The sequence below is a fragment of the Telluria sp. ZT3P25 genome (assembly GCF_059685895.1).
Window position 1 is genome coordinate 3,418,486 of the sequence record NZ_JCASIJ010000001.1, and the last position, 18,073, is coordinate 3,436,558.

The window sequence follows — 18,073 nt, forward strand, 5'->3', positions numbered from 1 at the left end:
CCGGGCCCAGACACCATGGCAACCAAAAAGAAACCAGCGCCGTCCGGCGCCACCTTAGTCAAGCGCAGCACGAACAAGAGCGTCGGCGCCAGCATGTTCCCCTGGATCGGGCTGTCCCTGATCATCGTCCTGCTCGACCAGGTCACCAAGCTCACCGTCGAACGCACCTTCGCGTACGCCGAGACGGTGCCGATCACGGGCTTCTTCAACCTGATCAAGGTGTACAACCCGGGTGCGGCGTTCAGCTTCCTGGGTGACGCGAGCGGCTGGCAGCGCTGGCTGTTTCTGGGTATCGCCATCGGTGCCGTGGTGTTCTGCCTGTACATGATGAGCAAGAACGCGACGCAGCGCCTGTTCTGCTTCGCGCTCGCGCTGATCATGGCCGGCGCGGTGGGCAACGGCATCGACCGCGTCGTGCACGGCCACGTGATCGACTTCCTCGATTTCTACTGGACCGGCATCGGCCACTTCCCGGCCTTCAATATTGCCGACATCGGCATCTCGGTCGGCGCCGTGCTATTCGTGCTGGATGAATTCCGGCGCGTGAACAAGTCGTGACCGGGACTAAACCATGAGCATGGACCTGAAAGGCAAGCGCATCGTCCTGGGCCTCACTGGCGGTGTCGCCTGCTACAAGGCGGCCGAACTGTGTCGCGCCCTGGTCAAGCACGGCGCCAGCGTGCAGGTCGTGATGACCGAGGCGGCGACGCATTTCATCGGTGCGGTCACCATGCAGGCGCTGTCGGGCAACCCGGTCTACCTGGACCAGTGGGATGCGCGCATGGCCAACAACATGGCCCACATCGACCTGACCCGAGGCGCCGACGCCATCCTGATCGCGCCCTGCTCGGCCGATTTCATCCGCAAGCTCGTGCACGGCGCGGCCGACGATCTGCTGTCGCTGCTGTGCGTCGCGCGGCCCCGTCACGTGCCGCTGCACGTGGCGCCGGCAATGAACGTCGAGATGTGGGACAACCCGGCCACGCAGCGCAATGTGACGCAGCTGCGCGCTGACGGTATTTGCCTGTTCGGCCCTGGCCGCGGCGAGCAAGCCTGTGGCGAGACGGGCATGGGGCGCATGCTCGAAGCGGATGAACTGGTCGACGAGCTGATTGCCTCGTTCCAGCAGAAGGTGCTGGCGGGCCGGCGCGTGATGATCACGGCCGGGCCGACGTTCGAACCGATCGATCCGGTGCGCGGTATCACCAATCTGTCGTCCGGCAAGATGGGCTACGCGATTGCGCGCGCCGCGCGCGAAGCCGGCGCCGACGTGACGCTGGTTTCCGGGCCGGTATCGCTGCCCACACCGCATGGCGTGCGCCGCATCGACGTGCTCACCGCACAGCAGATGCACGATGCCGTAATGGCCGGCGTCACGGGCCAGCACGTGTTCATCGGCGTGGCCGCGGTGGCCGACTGGCGCGTGGTGAATGCCAGCGACCAGAAACTCAAGAAGACGGCCAACGGCGCCCCGCCTGCGCTGGAATTTGCGCAGAACGCGGACATCCTGGCGTCGGTCGCAGCGACCGTGTCGCTGTCGGGCTGGCCCTATTGCGTGGGCTTTGCCGCCGAATCCGAGCAGCTCGAGACCTACGGCGCGGCCAAGCGCGAAAAGAAAGGCATTCCGCTCCTGGTTGGCAATATCGGGCCGCAGACATTCGGCCAGGACGACAACACGATCATCCTGTTCGATGAACACGGCCACGTACTGCTCGAGCGCGCCGACAAGCTCACGCTGGCGCGCCAGCTGGTGTCCGAGATCGGCAAGCGCCTCGAACAACGCTCCCTGCTCACCTGATTACCCAAGAATTTGTAATGAAACATATCGACCTCAAAATCCTCGACCCGCGCATGCAGGACCTGCTGCCGGCCTACGGCACGCCGGGCAGCGCAGGCCTGGACCTGCGCGCCTGCCTCGATGCGCCGCTGACCATCGCGCCGGGCGAAACCGTGCTGGTGCCGACGGGTCTCGCGATCCATATCGGCGATCCGGGCTACGCCGCGATGATCCTGCCGCGCAGTGGCCTTGGCCACAAGAGCGGCATCGTACTGGGCAATCTGGTAGGCTTGATCGACTCCGATTACCAGGGCCAGCTGATGGTCTCTACCTGGAATCGCAGCAGCACCGCCTTCGTGCTGCAACCAATGGATCGGCTCGCGCAGCTGATCATCGTGCCGGTACTGCAAGTGGCTTTCAACGTGGTGACGGACTTCGCGTCGAGCGACCGTGGCGTCGGTGGCTTCGGCAGCACCGGCAAACAATAACAAACCATGAGGAGCACCCCGATGCGCATCCAGCGCCTGTACCGATTCACTTCCCCGGCGTTGATCTTCGCCACGGCAGCGCTGCTCGCTGCCTGCAGCACGCCGGGACCAATGCAATCGTCGACCGAGCCGGGCGCGGTGCCGGTCGAACAGGCGCCGGGCAAGCCCGAGGTCACGCCGCAGATGGCCGCCGCCGCCGAAGTGCTCCAGCGCATGGCCACGCAACACGACCGCTTGTACCGCGTCGCCGCGCCCCTCCTGATCGACAACGCCGCGCTGTGCACCAAGCACGCGCGCAACCTGCTGGGCTTCACGGCAAAGAACCGCTACACCTACCCGGGCCAGTACAACGAGGCGGCGTGGGTGGTGCTGGGCATGGACGAGCATCTGCAGGTCACGAATGTCCTGAACGGCAGCGGCGCGGCCAAGGCAGGCCTGCGCCAGGGTGACCGCCTGCTGGCCGCCGCCGGCACGCCGCTCCCGGTGGGCCCGAATGCCTTGAGCAAGGCCGGCGCCGTGTTCGGCCCGATCATGGCCAAGCAGGCCAGCCTGCCGCTGTCGATCGAGCGCAGTGGCAAGCCGCGCGACCTGACGATTCCCGTCACGCGCGCCTGCGCCTTCGCCATTGAGCTGGGCAACGCCGACAACATCAACGCATACGCCGACGGCAGCCGCGTGATGGTCACGCGCGGCATGCTGGGCTTCGCGCAGAACGACGACGAACTGGCGTACGTGGTGGCACGCACGATGGCGCACAATATGCTGGGCCATGCGGCCACGCAGCGCAATGCGGCCACCATCGGCAGCATCATCGACAACCTCACCGCGATCACGCCCGACACCTCGATGCTGATCGGCAGCGGCGGCATCAAGGCGATGCCGGCAGCCGATGACGTGGCAGCCGACCGTCTGGCGGTCTACCTGCTGGCGCGCGCCGGCTACCGCTACGAAGGTGCGTCCGCATTCTGGAAACGCCTGGCGGCGACCTACCCGGCCAAAATCCTCAATGGCTACACGGCGAACCACCCGGCCACACCGATGCGCGTGGCGGCGATCGACAAGACCGTGGCGGAGGTCAAGGCCAAGCAAAGCGCCAAGAAACCGCTGGTGCCTTGAGCGCTGGCCTGCGCGCCGACACGTGCGGCGCTTTTTTTGTATGATTGTCCATCTTATTCACCCGCTCCGGCGACACGAACACCATGGACAGCATCGACCTCGACGTACTGAAAACCTGCGCCGCCTGGCTTGACGGCGGCCAGCGCTGCCAGCTGGTCACGGTCATCAAGACCTGGGGTTCCAGCCCACGCCCGGTGGGCGCCACGCTGGCCATCTGCGAAGATGGCCAGGTGGTCGGCTCGGTCTCCGGCGGCTGCATTGAGGACGATCTGATCGCCCGCGTGCGCGACAACGGCATCGAAATCACCCTCCCCGAAATCATCAGCTACGGCATCAGCGCCGATGAAGCGCACCGCTTCGGCCTGCCCTGCGGCGGCACCATCGAGCTGGCCATCGAACCACTGTCGGTCGACAGCGGCATCAAGGAGCTGCTCGCGCGTCTTGGCGAAGGTGAACTGGTCGAACGCAGCGTGCAGCTGGCTACCGGCGCCGTCACGCTCGCCACGGCGCAGGCCACGGCCATCCAGCGTGTCGAAGACGGCGTGCTGCACACGCTGCACGGCCCGCGCTGGCGCCTGTATATCATCGGCGCCGGTCCGCTGTCGCGCTTCCTGGCGCAAATCGCCGCCGGCATGGATTACCGCGTCACCGTGTGCGACCCGCGCGAAGAATATCGCAGCGGCTTTCACATCCCCGGTGTGACGCTGGTACACGCGATGCCCGACGATCTGGTGATCGACGCCAGGCTCGATGCGCGCAGCGCCGTCGTGGCGCTCACGCACGACCCCAAGCTGGACGACCTGGCGCTGATGGAAGCGCTCAAGTCCGAAGCCTTCTACGTGGGCGCGATCGGCTCGCGCGCCAACAACGCCAAGCGGCGCGAACGTCTCAAGCTGTTCGATCTGACCGATGTGGAACTGGCGCGCCTGCACGGGCCGATCGGGCTGTACATCGGCAGCAAGACGCCGGCTGAAATCGCGGTGTCGATCATGGCCGAAATGACGGCTGTGAAGAACGCGGTGCCACAGACCTTACTCATGCCGCATGCGGCCGCACTGACGCTCGCCAGCGCCGCCTGACGAACGGGTATCGATGGCAAGAAGCGGCTGGCACATTGCTGCCGGCCCTGCCACAATGGTCAGCCTGACAACTGGCCATTTTTTTCGTCCTCATGAACACCGCGAACATGCTGCGCCTCGTTGCGCTGGCCGCCATCTGGGGCGGCTCCTTCCTCTTCATGCGCATCGCCGCGCCGGTGCTCGGTCCGGCCGTGCTGATCGAATACCGGCTCGCGCTGGCGGCCGTGTTTCTCGCGCTGGTGAGCTGGGTGCTGCATCTGCGTGGGCGCGGTGCGCCGCTGAACGTGCGGCGCCACTGGCAGCATTACCTGATCCTCGGCCTGTTCAACTCCGCCCTGCCCTTCCTGCTGTTCGCGTTTGCCGCGCGCACGCTGTCGGCGTCGGTGCTGGCGGTGCTCAACGCCACCGCGCCGATGTGGGGCGCGCTCGTCGGCGCCGTGTGGGCGCGCCAGCAGGTCACGCGGCGCAGTGCCCTCGGCCTGCTGCTTGGCACCGCCGGCGTCGCGCTGCTGGTCGGCTTTGATCATGTGGCCGAGCGGCCCGGCGCGGGCCTGGCCGTGGCTGCAGCGCTGATCGCCGCCTTCAGCTACAGCGTGGCCAGCCAGTACACCAAATCGGCCGCTGCCAGCAAAGGTGGCGTGGCGCCGTTCGCCAATGCGCACGGCTCGATGTGGGCCTCGGCCCTGCTGGTGCTGCCGCTCGTCGCGTTCTTCCCGGCGCCGGGCGAGCCGACCGTCGGCATCATGGCCGCCGTGGTGACGCTGGGCGTGGTCTGCAGCGGCATCGCCCTACATCGTCTATTTCAAACTGATCGAAGACGTCGGCGCCACATCGGCGCTGACCGTCACGTTCCTCAGCCCCGTGTTCGGCATCCTGTGGGGCGCGCTGTTCCTGCATGAGGTCATCGGCTGGCACACGATCGTCGGTTCGGCGATCGTCCTGCTCGGCACGGCGCTGGTGACGGGATTCAAGCCGGCCTGGCGGCGCGTGCCGGTGGCAACGGGAACACGATGACCGAATCCCATGCGATCGCCCTGCCGCCCGGCTACCGCGTCGCCGACGTGCTGGCATTTCACGGCCGCGATCCCGAACGCGTGGCCGAGCAGGTCGATACCGATGGCTTGCGCAAGGGCGTGCTGCTCGGTGGCGTGCCGACGCTGCTGGACATCCGGTTCGAGGACGGCGCAGCGCACTGCCGCGTGACCTTCGACGGGCCGGTTACGCCGGATGTCCAGGCACGGACGCACGAGGCGCTGCTGAACGTGCTGGGCTTACGGATCGATCCGTCGGCATTCGGCGCGGCCGTCCAGGATGACCCCTGGCTGGGGCCCGTGGTGGCGCGCCAGCCAGGCCTGCGCATCGTGCAGTCGGCAACAATCTTCGAGGCGCTGACCTGGGCCATCATCGGCCAGCAGATCAACCTGACGTTTGCCATTGCGCTGCGCCGCACGCTGATTCAACTGGCGGGCCGCGCGCATGCATCTGGCTTGTGGTGCTATCCGGAGGCGCCCGACGTGGCACGGCTCGACCTCAGTGAACTCACGGGCCGCAAATTCTCGAACGCCAAGGCCGAGACGATATTGCGCGTGGCGCGGATGGTGGTCGATGGCAGCCTGGTGCTCGAGCGGAACGCTGCCTTAGAGGACGTCGCTGTCTCGGCGAGCGCCGATGTCAGCGAAACACTACTAGCCATCAAGGGGATCGGCCCCTGGACCGTCAATTACGTGCTGCTGCGCGGCTATGGCTATCCCGATTGCTCGCTGGAAGGCGACGTCGCCGTGCGCGCCGCGCTGCACAAGCTCTCGGGCAGCGCAAACCGGCCAACGGTTGCGGAAGCCGAGCGCATGCTGGCGCGCTACGCGCCGCACCGCACGATGGCAGCGGCCTATCTGTGGGCCAGCCTGGCAGACACGCCAGCAGCGGACAAGCCCGCTTAGTTCCAGCGCGGCAAGCCATCAAACTGCTGCGCCCCCTCCCCCGAAAACCGGATCAACGCCGCCAACGGTACAGTCGCCAAGTTATCGCACCCATACTTGCCGCCAAGCGCACTGGGAATTTTCAGGCAATAGGTGCGCCCGTCGGTGAGTGGCCCCAGCGCGGCTTCGGCCAGGCACACGGCCTCGGGCATGTACCAGTCGTTGAGAAAATCCTGGTTGTACGACAGCGCATCGAGCGCTGCCCGGTTGCTGGCGAGCGGCTCGCAACAAAGCTCGTGCGGGCGCAGGCACCAGAACCGGTCGTCTTCGTCGCGGATGATGAGATTGCCGAAGGCATTGGCGCCGAGCACTTCCACCGCACTCATGCCCACCCAGCCCCAGGATTGGTTGATGTCGTCTACATCGATCATGGCTTGCTCCCCGACTTGTCGTCCGTTGCGGGTTGGACCGGGCAAGCAGCCGTGCATTGCGACGGCGGCGCGTGACGTTGACCTGTATCGAAGCCCTTACATCAAAGCAAGAAAGCAGGGCCAGAAAAACGAAAAGCCGCTGATTCTTTCGAATCAACGGCCTCTAATCTTGGTTGCGGGGACAGGATTTGAACCTGTGACCTTCGGGTTATGAGCCCGACGAGCTGCCAGACTGCTCCACCCCGCGTCTGTGAAATGAATTATACGCCTCCACGGGTCATTAGGCAAATCTAATCCTTATTGCATGGTCTATTGAGGAAACTTATATCTCGTGGGACCGTACGAGCGCCAGCTGCGAACGCGCCCCCTGCCCCTGCCGACACCGCATTCGGTGTACAGTATTGCCACGACCAACCTGCCCTATCCACCATGAAATTCTGCTCCGAGTGCGCCCACCCTGTCGTGCTGGCCATTCCCGAAGGCGACAACCGGCCGCGCTACGTGTGCACGCACTGCGACACGATCCATTACCAGAACCCGAAGCTGGTCATCGGTTCGATTCCCGTGTGGGAACACGATGGCGAACTCCAGATCCTGCTGTGCAAGCGCGCGATCGAGCCGCGCTACGGCTACTGGACGCTGCCGGCCGGGTTCATGGAAAACGAAGAAACTACCGAACAGGCGGCGCAGCGTGAAACCGAAGAAGAGGCCGGCGCCAACATCGAACTCGGCCCGCTGTTCTCGCTGCTCAACGTCGCGCACGTACATCAGGTCCATCTGTTCTACCTGGCACGCCTGCTCGACCTCGACTATGCGGCGGGCATCGAAAGCCTCGACGTGCAACTGTTCACCGAAGCGACCATCCCGTGGGACGATCTGGCCTTCCCCACGATCCGCACGACGCTGGAACTGTTCTTTGCCGACCGGATCAAAGTGCGCGAGGGTGGCGACTTCGGCGTTCACAGCGTGGCCGTCAACCGCCCCATGATGGCCCCACGCGAACCGGACTGACATGATTCCCTGGCTCGAGACCGATACGCCGTTCCCTGACGTGTCGAAGGCATTGACGGTTGAAGCGCCGGGCCTGCTGGCGGCCGGCGCCGACCTGTCGCCGGCGCGCCTGCTGCAGGCCTATCGCAATGGCATCTTCCCGTGGTTTTCCGAAGGCCAGCCGATCCTGTGGTGGAGTACCGATCCGCGCATGGTGTTGTACACCGACCAGTTCAAGGTCAGTAACAGCCTGGCAAAAACGCTGCGCAAGATCGAGCGCAGCCGTCTGGATGGCGGGCGCTGGGACGTGCGCTTCGACAGCGCGTTCGACGACGTCATGCAGGCCTGCGCCGCGCCGCGCCGCGACGGGCCGGGCACCTGGATTTCGGACGAGATCATCGCCGGCTACACGGGCCTGCACGCACTGGGTTACGCGCACTCTGCCGAAGTCTGGCTCGATGGCGAGCTGGTGGGCGGCGCGTATGGCGTCTGCATCGGCCACATGTTTTATGGCGAGTCGATGTTCGCGCGCGTGTCCGATGCTTCCAAGGTCGCGCTCGCCTATCTGGTAGCGTTTCTGCGCCGCCATGACGTCGAAATGGTCGACTGCCAGCAAGAGACCGGCCACCTGGCGTCGCTTGGCGCAATGCCGATCCCGCGCAGCCGCTTTCTTGAACACGTTCACCGCGCGACGGCCAGGCCGGGCATTGCGTCATGGACGGTGGCGTCACCGTTGCCTGACTAACGGAATCGCGGCGCGGTTTTCGCTAGAATAGGCAGCAACCCCACGTCGTTCCGAGAGCTCTTGCATGACGCACCTACACGACCTGCCCTTCGCCACGCTGCAGTTCTACACCACGGCGCCCTACCCCTGCAGCTACCTCGACGCACGCCAGGCGCGCTCGCAGGTTGCCACGCCCTCGCACCTGATCAATGCCGACGTATACTCCGAGCTGGTCAAGAATGGCTTCCGGCGCAGTGGCATCTTTACCTATCGCCCGTACTGCGACGGTTGCCAGGCCTGCATTCCGGTGCGCGTCAGGTGCGCCGACTTCACACCCAACCGCACCCAGCGCCGCGTCTGGAAGCGCCATGGCAACCTGGTCGCGATGGTGGCCAACCTGGCCTTCTCGGACGAGCATTACGCGCTGTATCTGCGCTACCAGACCACGCGCCATGTCGGCGGCGGCATGGACCAGGACAGCCGCGACCAGTACGCACAGTTCCTGCTGCAAAGCCGCGTCAACACGCGCCTGGTCGAGTTCCGCGAGCCCGACGGCACCCTGCGCATGGTGTCGATCATCGATGTGCTCTCCGATGGCCTGTCGTCGGTCTACACCTTCTTTGACCCGGACATCGAGAACGCGTCGTACGGCACCTATAACATCCTGTGGCAGGTGAACCAGGCGCACGAACTCGGGTTGTCGCACGTGTATCTGGGCTACTGGATCGCGCAGAGCCCCAAGATGGCCTACAAGATCAACTTCCGGCCACTCGAAGCGCGCATTGACGGGCAATGGGGCGTTCTCGAGGCCTAAGGAAGCACTGATTAATTCATGGAGGCGGACTTGGCGCGGAAAATAGCCACCCTGCGGCGTTGCAAATTCTCGCAATAGCCCGCTATTGCTGCGATTTGCGCCTTGCATGGTGGCTTTTTCCGCAGCCAATTCCATCCCCCAGAATAAATCAGTGCTTCCCTAACCTGTTGCTTGCCGGGTCAACGGACACAACCGCTAACAATTGCATTAGCACTTCGTTACGTACTGGCCCTCGCCGCACGTTAGAATGTCGGGGATACGTCAACCGAGTACCCCATGCCAGATAAATTCCTGTATACCCTCGTTCGACCCGCACTGTTCTCGCTCGATCCCGAAGCGGCGCACAACCTGACCCTGCCCATGCTGCGTCGCGCAGCAGCGCTCGGCCTGACTGGCGCCATCCGGAAACCACGGCCCGATCCGCGCACCGTCATGGGTATCACGTTTCCGAATCCCGTCGGCCTGGCCGCCGGGCTGGACAAGGATGGGGCGTATATCGACGGCCTGGCCGCGCTGGGCTTCGGTTCCATTGAAATCGGCACGGTCACGCCACGTGGCCAGGCCGGCAACCCGAAACCGCGCATGTTCCGGCTGCCGCGTGCACGCGGCATCATCAATCGCATGGGCTTTAACAACGGCGGTGTCGATGCGTTCGTGGCCAATGTGCAGGCCTCGCGCTTCTTCCAGGAAAAGCAAGGCGTGCTGGGGCTGAACATCGGCAAGAACGCCGACACGCCGATCGAGCGCGCTGCCGACGACTACCTCGAATGCCTGCGCAAGGTGTACCCGTACGCCAGCTACGTGACGGTCAATATTTCGTCGCCGAACACGCAGAACCTGCGCCAGTTGCAGGGTGCGTCCGAACTCGACAGCCTGCTGTCGCAGCTCAAGCACGAGCAGATGCGCCTGGCCGACCAGCACGGCCACTACGTGCCGCTGACGCTCAAGATCGCACCGGATGTCGATGGTGACCAGATCCGCGATATCGCCAGCGCCCTGCTGCGGCACAAGATCGACGGCGTCATCGCCACCAACACCACGCTGAACCGGCGCGATGTCGAGGGCATGAAGCATGCGCAGCAAGCGGGTGGCCTGTCGGGCGCGCCCGTGTTCGAGCAATCGAATATCGTGATCCGCGCGCTCAAGACCGAGCTGCGCGACGATATCCCGATCATCGGCGTGGGCGGCATCATGCGCGGCGTCGATGCACGCGCGAAGATCGCGGCCGGCGCCAAGCTGGTGCAGTTGTACAGTGGCTTGATCTACGCCGGGCCAGGCCTGGTGCGCGATTGCGCCGACGTGCTGCGCGAGAAAAAGAAGAAGTAAACCCGGCCGGCGCGCCAGCCTGGCGTGCCGGCGGCACGACCCTATTCGGCGGTCGCAATCGCCTTTTCGATATCGGCCCGTGTGTAGCCTTGCGCGAAGCGCTCGATGAAGTGAAACGCGTACGAGCGCAGGTACGAGCCGCGCCGCACCGCCAGGCGCGTCACGTTCTGCGCGAACAGGTGTGATGCCTCGATCGCGCGCAGCCCCTTGTCGCGGCCATGGTCGAACGCCATCGACGCCACGATCCCCACGCCCATCCCCAGCGACACGTACTGCTTGATCACGTCCGAATCCATCGCCGTGAGCACGATGTCCGGCGCCAGCCCGGCTTCGAGGAACGCTGCGTCGATGTGGCTGCGGCCCGTAAAGCCTTGGTCATACGTGATCAGCGGATGCTCGGCCAGATCTTCCAGGCGCAGCGGCGAACCGCTGGCGAAGATCGGATGGCCTTCCGGCGCCACGATCAGGTGGCTCCAGCGGTAGCACGGGAACGACACCAGATCGGGAAACGCCGACAGGCCTTCGGTCGCGATGCCGATATCGGCCTTGCCCGAAGCGACCCACGCCGCGATGTGTTCCGGCGCGCTTTGCTGCAGGGCGATGCGTACATTGGGGAACGCGGCGCGAAACGATTGCACCACCTGCGGCAGCGCGTAACGGGCTTGCGTGTGGGTCACGGCCACCGTCAGCGTGCCGCTGTCCTGGCCGGCAAATTCGCGGCTGGCCTGCTGCAGGTTCTCGGCTTCGACTAGCAGCTTTTCGACGATGCGCAGGATGCCCTTGCCGGGTGGCGTCAGGCCCGTGAGGCGCTTGCCGTTGCGCTCGAAAATCACGACGCCCAGTTCGTCTTCGAGTTCGCGGATCTGGCGCGACACGCCCGGCTGCGACGTGAACAGCGCGTTGGCCACGTCGGTCAGGTTGAAGTCGCGGCGGGCCGCTTCGCGCACCGAGCGCAGCTGCTGGAAGTTCATGCGGCGCTTCCCTGGTCAACAAAGACTTCGATGCGGCGCGGGCGCACCACCAGCGTGTCGCCTTCTTTCAGGCCCAGGCTGGCAAAGCGCTCGTTCGGCAGCACCGCTTCGATCATCTGGCCATTGTCGGCGCGCTCCAGGTCGAGCTGGGCCAGCGGCCCGATCGCATGCGCGCGGCGCAGCTTGGCCACAACGCCCTCGGCGCCCGGCGTATAGCGCTCGACATCCAAATCATGCGGGCGCACGTAGCCGATGCCGGCGCCATCGCGCACATCGATGTGCTGCGGGGCCTGGAAGTTGACGTCGCCGCTGGCCAGCACGCCTTCGTGGATGCGGCCGTGGAACAGGTTGACGTTACCCAAAAAGCCATACACGAACGGCGACGCGGGATGGTTGTAGACCTGGTCGGGGCTGCCCAGTTGCTCGACGCGGCCCTTGTTCATCAGGACCACCTGGTCGGCCACTTCGAGCGCTTCTTCCTGGTCGTGTGTGACGAAGATCGACGTCACATGCAGGTCGTCGTGCAGGCGGCGCAGCCAGCGGCGCAGTTCCTTGCGCACCTTGGCGTCGAGCGCGCCGAACGGCTCGTCGAGCAGCAGCACGCGCGGCTCCACAGCCAGTGCGCGCGCCAGCGCGATGCGCTGACGCTGGCCACCGGACAGCTGCGGCGGATAGCGGTCGGCGATCCAGTCGAGCTGCACCAGCTCGAGCAGTTTTTTGACCTTGTCGCGGATCTGGTCTTCGCTCGGGCGCTCGCTGCGTGGTTTCACGCGCAGGCCGAACGCGACGTTCTCGAACACGGTCATGTGCTTGAACAGCGCGTAGTGCTGGAACACGAAGCCGACCTGGCGCTCGCGCACGTGGCGGTGCGACGAATCCTGGCCGTCGAGCAGCACGGTGCCCGAGTCCGGGTATTCCAGGCCGGCGATGATGCGCAGCAGCGTGGTCTTGCCGCAGCCCGACGGGCCGAGCAAGGCGGTCAGTTCGCCGTCCGGGAACTGCAGCGAGACGTCGTCGAGCGCCTTGAACTGGCCGAAATTTTTACGGATGTGTTGGACTTCAATCGTCATGCGTGGCTCCGGCGTAAATTCAGTGAGGGGCGTCCAGCGAGGCCGATTTGGCCTGGTGCAGACGCCATTCGATAAAGGACTTGATGGCCAGCGTCACCAGCGCGAGCAGCGCCAGCAGCGACGCCACAGCAAAGGCGGCCGTGAAGTTGTATTCGTTGTAGAGGATCTCGACGTGCAGCGGCATCGTGTTGGTCTCACCGCGGATGTGGCCCGAGACCACCGAGACGGCGCCGAACTCGCCCATCGCCCGGGCGTTACACAGGATCACGCCATACAGCAGGCCCCATTTGATGTTCGGCATCGTCACGCGCCAGAACGTCGACCAGCCCGATGCACCGAGCACCAGCGCCGCTTCTTCTTCTTCGGTGCCCTGCTGCTGCATCAGCGGAATCAGCTCGCGCGCCACGAACGGGAACGTGATGAACACGGTGGCCAGCACGATGCCCGGCACTGCGAACAGGATCTTGATGTCGTGCTCGGCCAGCCACGGGCCGAACCAGCCCGAGGCGCCAAACAGCAGCACGTACATCAGGCCCGCAATCACGGGCGAGATCGAGAACGGCAGGTCGATCAGCGTGAGCAGGATGCTCTTGCCACGAAATTCGAACTTGGTGATCGCCCAGGCAGCCGATACGCCGAACACGAGGTTCAGCGGTACCGAGATCACGGCGGCAATCAGCGTGAGCTTGATGGCCGATACCGCATCCGGATCGATGACCGATTCGACATACACTTCCCAGCCCTTCTTGAGCGCTTCGGTAAACACCGCCGCGAGCGGGATGAACAGGAACAGCGTGAGAAACACGAGTGCAATGGCGATCAGCAGAACGCTGACCCAGCGTGGCTCGAGCACGCTGGTGTCGAGGCGCTTGCCGCGGGCCGCCGGTGGACGTGGCGGCGTGACTTTGTCGAGGACGGCGCTCATGATTTGCCCGCCCGCTTGCGTGTCCAGGCCTGCAGCAGATTGATCGTCAGCAGCAGGATGAACGAGAACACCAGCATCACGACGGCAATCGCGGTGGCGCCGGCGTAATCGTATTGTTCGAGTTTGGAGATGATGAGCAGCGGCGTGATCTCGGACACCATCGGCAGGTTGCCCGCGATGAAGATGACCGAGCCATACTCGCCGGTGGCGCGCGCAAAGGCCAGCGCAAAGCCGGTCAGCAGCGCCGGCACGATCGTTGGCAACACCACGCGCGTAAACGTCTGCAGCGGCGGTGCGCCCAGGCTGGCGGCGGCTTCTTCGAGTTCGCGTTCGGCTTCTTCGAGCACCGGCTGCACCGTGCGCACGACGAACGGCAGCCCGATGAAGGTCAGCGCGACCACGACGCCCAGCGGCGTGAACGCGACCTTGATGCCCCATGTGGCCAGGTACTGGCCGATCCAGCCATTCTGCGCGTACAGGGCGGTCAGCGTGATACCGGCCACGGCGGTAGGCAGCGCGAACGGCAGGTCGACCAGCGCATCGATGAAGCGCTTGCCGGGGAATTTATACCGCACCAGCACCCAGGCGACGATGCCGCCGAACACGACGTTCAGGGCGGCTGCGATCAGCGAGGCGCCAAAGCTGAGGCGATACGAGGCCATGACGCGCTCGGACGTGACAGTGGCCCAGAACTCGGGCCAGGTCATGCTGAAGGTATTGAGGAACACCGCCGAGAGCGGGATAAGAACGATCAGCGCCAGGTAAAACAGCGTGAAGCCGAGCGAAATGCCAAAGCCGGGTATGACCCGGCCCGGTGCTTTCGACGACTTCGACGCTGCCGTACTGCCTGGCATAGCAAGCGATGTCATGCGAGTCCTTATTACAAATTCTTCTATTGGAATCGAATATTCTCACGTGATCGTCATAACGCAAACGAAGCAATCCTTATTTGTATAGACACGAAACGCTATGTAGAGGTGCGGCGCTTGCATGGCGATATGCGGAAATGGTCGTTCGCTGGACAAAAAAAATGGCCCAGGCATGTGCCTGGGCCATCTCTCCGATGCCGTGCGAACCGGCTTACTTGTTCGGCTGCGGCGTCATGCGCAGATACGGACGCGGCGCTTCAAAGCCTTTCGGGTACTTTTGCTTGATCACGTCAGGATCGGTCACGGTCAGCGGAATGATGACGTCGTCGCCATCTTTCCAGTTGCCCGGCGTAGCGACCGTATAGCCATCGGTCAGTTGCAGTGCGTCGATCACGCGCAGCACTTCGTCGAAGTTGCGGCCGGTGCTCATCGGGTAGGTGATGGTCAGGCGCACTTTCTTGTTTGGATCGATGATGAACAGCGAACGCACGGTGGCGGTGGCCGATTGTTCAGGGTGGATCATGTCGTACAGCGTCGAGACCGAGCGGTCGGCATCGGCGATGATCGGGAAGCCCACGACGGTTTGCTGGGTTTCTTCGATGTCGCGGATCCAGTCGAGGTGCTTTTCGGCCGCATCGACCGACAGCGCGATCGCCTTGACATTGCGCTTGTCGAATTCAGGCTTGAGCTTGGCGGTCAGGCCCAGTTCGGTGGTGCAGACCGGCGTGAAGTCGGCCGGGTGCGAAAACAGCACGACCCACGAGTCGCCTGCCCATTCGTGGAAACGGATAGGGCCAATGCTGGATGCTTGCTCGAAGTCGGGGGCGGTATCGCCGAGGCGTAACGTCATGGTCATCTCCTGTGATTGATCAAACTTGTTCGGGGCACCGTCCGGCACGGACGGCGCGTTGCATGGTCTACATGAAGCGATTGTAGAGGACGACGGCCCAGACAGCGAACGCCAGCAGCAGCGTCAGCGCGACGGCGGCGCTGCCGATGTCCTTGGCCGCTTTCGACAATGGATGGCGCTCGAGCGAAACACGGTCGACGATCGCCTCGATCGCCGAATTGATCAGCTCGACGATCAGCACCACGACCAGCACGCCGATCATGGCCAGGCGCTGGAAACCCGAGACCGGCAACAGCAGCGCGATCACGCTGGCCACAACGATCAGCACCACCTCTTGCCGGAACGCCGCTTCGCTGCGCCAGGCCCAGCGCAAGCCGTCCCAGGTGTTGCGGCACGCCGCACCAATGCGCTCGAGGCCGCGCAAGGTCTTGAATTCGCTGATCGGGTTGTCCATCGTTGTCCAGTGAGGATGCAGGAACGTCATTATGCAGCCTCCGGATCAGCATGTGGCAAGTGTACCCACAATGCAAGGCCAGGTTTGCGTGAGCGTTTCACATCATGGTATAAAGAATGGGCCTACTGCACCGCACCAACCATCATATGAAAATGGAAACGCCCCAACCCGCCAAGACCTCGATCCAGGTGATCGAACGCATGACCTCCCTTCTGGACGCACTGGCCAGCTATTCCGACCCGGTCAGCCTCAAGGAGCTGGCACGTGTATCGGGCCTGCACCCGTCCACGGCGCACCGGATCCTCAACGATATGGTGGTCACGCGCTTTGTCGACCGGGTCGAGCCAGGCACGTACCGGCTGGGCATGCGCTTGCTGGAACTGGGCAATGTGGTCAAGAGCCGGCTGTCGGTACGCGAAGCGGCGCTCGACGCCATGCGCGCCCTGCACCGCAAGACGCAGCAGACGGTGAACCTGTCGGTGCGCCAGGGCGACGAGATCGTGTACATCGACCGGGCCTTCTCGGAGCGCTCGGGCATGCAGGTCGTGCGCGCCATTGGCGGACGCGGTCCGCTGCACCTGACCTCGACCGGCAAGCTATTTTTGTCCGTGGACGACGTGAAAGCCACGCGCGCCTACGCGACCCGCACGGGGCTCTCGGGCCACACGCGCAATTCGATCACCGAGCTGGCGCGGTTGGAGCGTGAGCTGAGCCTGGTGCGCTCGCGCGGTTATGCACGCGACAACGAAGAGCTGGAACTGGGTGTGCGCTGCATGGCTGCCGGCATCCACGATGACAGTGGCAAGCTGGTGGCGGGCTTGTCGATTTCGGCGCCGGCCGACCGCTTGCAGGAAGACTGGCTCGATGATCTGGTACAGACCGCGGCGCGCATTTCGGCGACGCTCGGGTATCGGCCGATGCCAACGGTATAAACCACAAGGGCAGATACAACAAGGGCAGGCGCGGAGCCTGCCCTTGTTGTTTAGCGCGCCAGGCCTGGCGCGCTGGCGGTGATGGTCGATGGCCGGATCGCATCGACATCCATCCGGTCCGGCAGCGACTCGATCAGGCGGCGGATCCGACCGGCGTCGGCCGTGCGCGACATCTTGCCCTTCGAATCCAGGAACACCATCACCACGTTGCGGCCATGGATCATGGCCTGCATCACCAGGCAGCGCCCTGCTTCGTTGATGAAGCCAGTCTTTTGCAGGCCGATATTCCAGTCAGGCAGCGACACCAGGTAATTGGTATTGCGATAGTGCATTGTGCGGCCGCTGGCTTGCACCGTCGAATTTGGCGTGGTCGAGAATTCACGCAGCACCGGATTGCCGTGCGCCGCCATGACCAGCTTGGCCAGATCGCGGCCGCTCGACACATTGCGGCTCGACAGGCCGCTGGAATCGACGTAATGGGTGTCGCGCATGCCCAGTTCGCGCGCCTTGGCATTCATTGCACCGACGAAGGCATTGATGCCGCCCGGATAGTTACGGCCCAGCGCCGCCGCAGCGCGGTTCTCGGAACTCATCAGGGCAATGTGGAGCAGTTCGCGGCGCGTCATGCTGGCACCGACCGGCAGGCGCGAGCTGCTGAACTTGTGGCGGTCGACGTCGTCGTCGGTCACGCGCAAGACTTCATCGAGGTCTTGCCTGGCGTCCATGACGACCATGCCCGTCATCAGCTTGGTCAGCGACGCGATCGGCAGTGCGACATTGGCGTTTTTCTCGAACAGCACTTCGGCGCTGTTCTGGTCGACCACGTAGGCCACGTTCGAGCGCAGCGCCAGCGGATCGGCCGTGTTATCGAGACCCGCCATGTCGCCAGCAGTCTTGGCAGCGACACCCACCGCGACGGCGGCAGCGGCCGTGCGCACTGGCTGATACGTGACGACGCGCTTGCCGCGCACTGTCTTGACACGGCGGACCAGGCGCGGACGGTCGTCCGCAGCTGCCAGTTCCTGGCGTTTGGCGCGTTTGGTGCGTTTGGTCGTCGCTTTGCGCACGACCTGGCGTTTGACTTTTTTCTTGGAAGCGGCGGATTTTTTCGCCTGCTCGGTGGCGCCTGCACCGGCGCCGGCACCAGCACCTGCGGCTTGCACCGGGGAAAAGGCGAATAAAGCGGCAACGACAGCAGCCACAGCAAGTTTGAACATGATGAAGCCCCTGATCCGAACAGATGAGATACGTAGTGAAGTGTAGCGGAACGACGTCCGTTCGCAAGCAAAATTCACATTCCGCGCGGCAATAACCGATTAAAACAACACGAACATGAAAACA

Annotated in this window: 21 protein-coding genes and 1 tRNA gene; 13 read left to right on the forward strand and 9 right to left on the reverse strand. The window is 64.1% G+C overall.

Annotated features, from left to right (window positions below):
- Nucleotides 1-15 precede the first annotated feature (15 nt).
- From lspA to AC56LY_RS15185, 8 genes are all read left to right on the forward strand, one after another.
- Nucleotides 16-558 carry a signal peptidase II gene (gene lspA, locus AC56LY_RS15150; protein ID WP_183555802.1) on the forward strand — a complete coding sequence of 181 codons (543 nt, stop codon included), beginning with the start codon at nt 16-18 and terminating at the stop codon, nt 556-558.
- A gap of 19 nt (nt 559-577) precedes the next feature.
- Nucleotides 578-1,798, forward strand: coding sequence for a bifunctional phosphopantothenoylcysteine decarboxylase/phosphopantothenate--cysteine ligase CoaBC (gene coaBC, locus AC56LY_RS15155; protein WP_499582056.1), 1,221 nt, complete (start codon nt 578-580; stop codon nt 1,796-1,798).
- Between the two features lie 17 nt (nt 1,799-1,815).
- Nucleotides 1,816-2,265: a dUTP diphosphatase gene (gene dut, locus AC56LY_RS15160; RefSeq protein ID WP_258835399.1), complete on the forward strand. Its 450-nt coding sequence runs from the start codon at nt 1,816-1,818 to the stop codon at nt 2,263-2,265.
- Between the two features lie 21 nt (nt 2,266-2,286).
- The gene (locus tag AC56LY_RS15165) at nt 2,287-3,381 is read left to right on the forward strand and encodes a M48 family metallopeptidase (protein WP_499580827.1); all 1,095 of its coding nucleotides are present in this window, start codon (nt 2,287-2,289) and stop codon (nt 3,379-3,381) included.
- 83 nt (nt 3,382-3,464) lie between these two features.
- Nucleotides 3,465-4,460 (forward strand): XdhC family protein, encoded by a 996-nt coding sequence (locus AC56LY_RS15170; RefSeq protein ID WP_499580829.1) that lies wholly within the window; start codon nt 3,465-3,467, stop codon nt 4,458-4,460.
- A 92-nt stretch (nt 4,461-4,552) separates the two neighbouring features.
- Entirely contained in the window at nt 4,553-5,359 is an 807-nt protein-coding gene (locus tag AC56LY_RS15175; protein ID WP_499580830.1) for a DMT family transporter, read from the forward strand.
- Entirely contained in the window at nt 5,298-5,474 is a 177-nt protein-coding gene (locus AC56LY_RS15180; protein ID WP_499582058.1) for an EamA family transporter, read from the forward strand. Before AC56LY_RS15175 ends, AC56LY_RS15180 begins: the two co-directional genes overlap by 62 nt.
- Nucleotides 5,471-6,397, forward strand: coding sequence for a DNA-3-methyladenine glycosylase family protein (locus AC56LY_RS15185; protein WP_499580832.1), 927 nt, complete (start codon nt 5,471-5,473; stop codon nt 6,395-6,397). The genes AC56LY_RS15180 and AC56LY_RS15185 overlap by 4 nt, the downstream gene beginning before the upstream one ends.
- On the opposite strand, the gene AC56LY_RS15190 is transcribed toward AC56LY_RS15185, so the two are convergent.
- On the reverse strand, nt 6,394-6,807 hold the full coding sequence (locus AC56LY_RS15190) for a T6SS immunity protein Tdi1 domain-containing protein (RefSeq protein ID WP_499580834.1): 414 nt from the start codon (nt 6,805-6,807) through the stop codon (nt 6,394-6,396). The two genes, AC56LY_RS15185 and AC56LY_RS15190, sit on opposite strands and share 4 nt — an antisense overlap.
- Before the next feature lie 170 nt (nt 6,808-6,977).
- Nucleotides 6,978-7,054: transfer RNA gene (locus AC56LY_RS15195), tRNA-Met, on the reverse strand.
- A gap of 182 nt (nt 7,055-7,236) precedes the next feature.
- Between AC56LY_RS15195 and AC56LY_RS15200 the strand changes: the two genes are divergently transcribed.
- The 4 genes from AC56LY_RS15200 (at nt 7,237) to AC56LY_RS15215 (ending at nt 10,661) form a co-directional block, all read left to right on the forward strand.
- Nucleotides 7,237-7,818, forward strand: a complete 582-nt coding sequence (locus AC56LY_RS15200) for an NUDIX hydrolase (RefSeq protein WP_499580836.1) — start codon at nt 7,237-7,239, stop codon at nt 7,816-7,818.
- 1 nt (nt 7,819) lies between these two features.
- Nucleotides 7,820-8,542: a leucyl/phenylalanyl-tRNA--protein transferase gene (aat, locus tag AC56LY_RS15205; protein WP_499580838.1), complete on the forward strand. Its 723-nt coding sequence runs from the start codon at nt 7,820-7,822 to the stop codon at nt 8,540-8,542.
- Nucleotides 8,543-8,606: 64 nt separating this feature from the next.
- A complete protein-coding gene (locus AC56LY_RS15210; RefSeq protein WP_499580839.1) occupies nt 8,607-9,335 on the forward strand; it encodes an arginyltransferase in 729 nt (242 codons plus the stop codon).
- Nucleotides 9,336-9,611: 276 nt separating this feature from the next.
- Entirely contained in the window at nt 9,612-10,661 is a 1,050-nt protein-coding gene (locus AC56LY_RS15215; protein WP_499580841.1) for a quinone-dependent dihydroorotate dehydrogenase, read from the forward strand.
- A gap of 41 nt (nt 10,662-10,702) precedes the next feature.
- Here the strand turns inward: AC56LY_RS15215 and AC56LY_RS15220 are convergent, their stop codons facing one another.
- From AC56LY_RS15220 to AC56LY_RS15245, 6 genes are all read right to left on the reverse strand, one after another.
- Complete coding sequence (locus AC56LY_RS15220) at nt 10,703-11,632, reverse strand: CysB family HTH-type transcriptional regulator (protein WP_499569894.1); 930 nt, start codon at nt 11,630-11,632, stop codon at nt 10,703-10,705.
- Entirely contained in the window at nt 11,629-12,702 is a 1,074-nt protein-coding gene (locus AC56LY_RS15225; protein WP_482899883.1) for a sulfate/molybdate ABC transporter ATP-binding protein, read from the reverse strand. Before AC56LY_RS15225 ends, AC56LY_RS15220 begins: the two co-directional genes overlap by 4 nt.
- A 19-nt stretch (nt 12,703-12,721) precedes the next feature.
- Nucleotides 12,722-13,627, reverse strand: a complete 906-nt coding sequence (gene cysW, locus AC56LY_RS15230) for a sulfate ABC transporter permease subunit CysW (RefSeq protein ID WP_482899884.1) — start codon at nt 13,625-13,627, stop codon at nt 12,722-12,724.
- A complete protein-coding gene (gene cysT, locus AC56LY_RS15235) occupies nt 13,624-14,496 on the reverse strand; it encodes a sulfate ABC transporter permease subunit CysT (RefSeq protein WP_499580842.1) in 873 nt (290 codons plus the stop codon). Before cysT ends, cysW begins: the two co-directional genes overlap by 4 nt.
- A gap of 211 nt (nt 14,497-14,707) precedes the next feature.
- Nucleotides 14,708-15,346, reverse strand: a complete 639-nt coding sequence (locus tag AC56LY_RS15240) for a peroxiredoxin (RefSeq protein WP_499580844.1) — start codon at nt 15,344-15,346, stop codon at nt 14,708-14,710.
- Nucleotides 15,347-15,413: 67 nt separating this feature from the next.
- The gene (locus tag AC56LY_RS15245) at nt 15,414-15,800 is read right to left on the reverse strand and encodes a diacylglycerol kinase (protein ID WP_499580846.1); all 387 of its coding nucleotides are present in this window, start codon (nt 15,798-15,800) and stop codon (nt 15,414-15,416) included.
- 146 nt (nt 15,801-15,946) lie between these two features.
- Between AC56LY_RS15245 and AC56LY_RS15250 the strand changes: the two genes are divergently transcribed.
- Nucleotides 15,947-16,732: an IclR family transcriptional regulator gene (locus AC56LY_RS15250; RefSeq protein WP_499582060.1), complete on the forward strand. Its 786-nt coding sequence runs from the start codon at nt 15,947-15,949 to the stop codon at nt 16,730-16,732.
- Nucleotides 16,733-16,782: 50 nt separating this feature from the next.
- On the opposite strand, the gene pbpG is transcribed toward AC56LY_RS15250, so the two are convergent.
- The gene (pbpG, locus tag AC56LY_RS15255) at nt 16,783-17,949 is read right to left on the reverse strand and encodes a D-alanyl-D-alanine endopeptidase (protein WP_499580848.1); all 1,167 of its coding nucleotides are present in this window, start codon (nt 17,947-17,949) and stop codon (nt 16,783-16,785) included.
- Nucleotides 17,950-18,073: the final 124 nt, after the last annotated feature.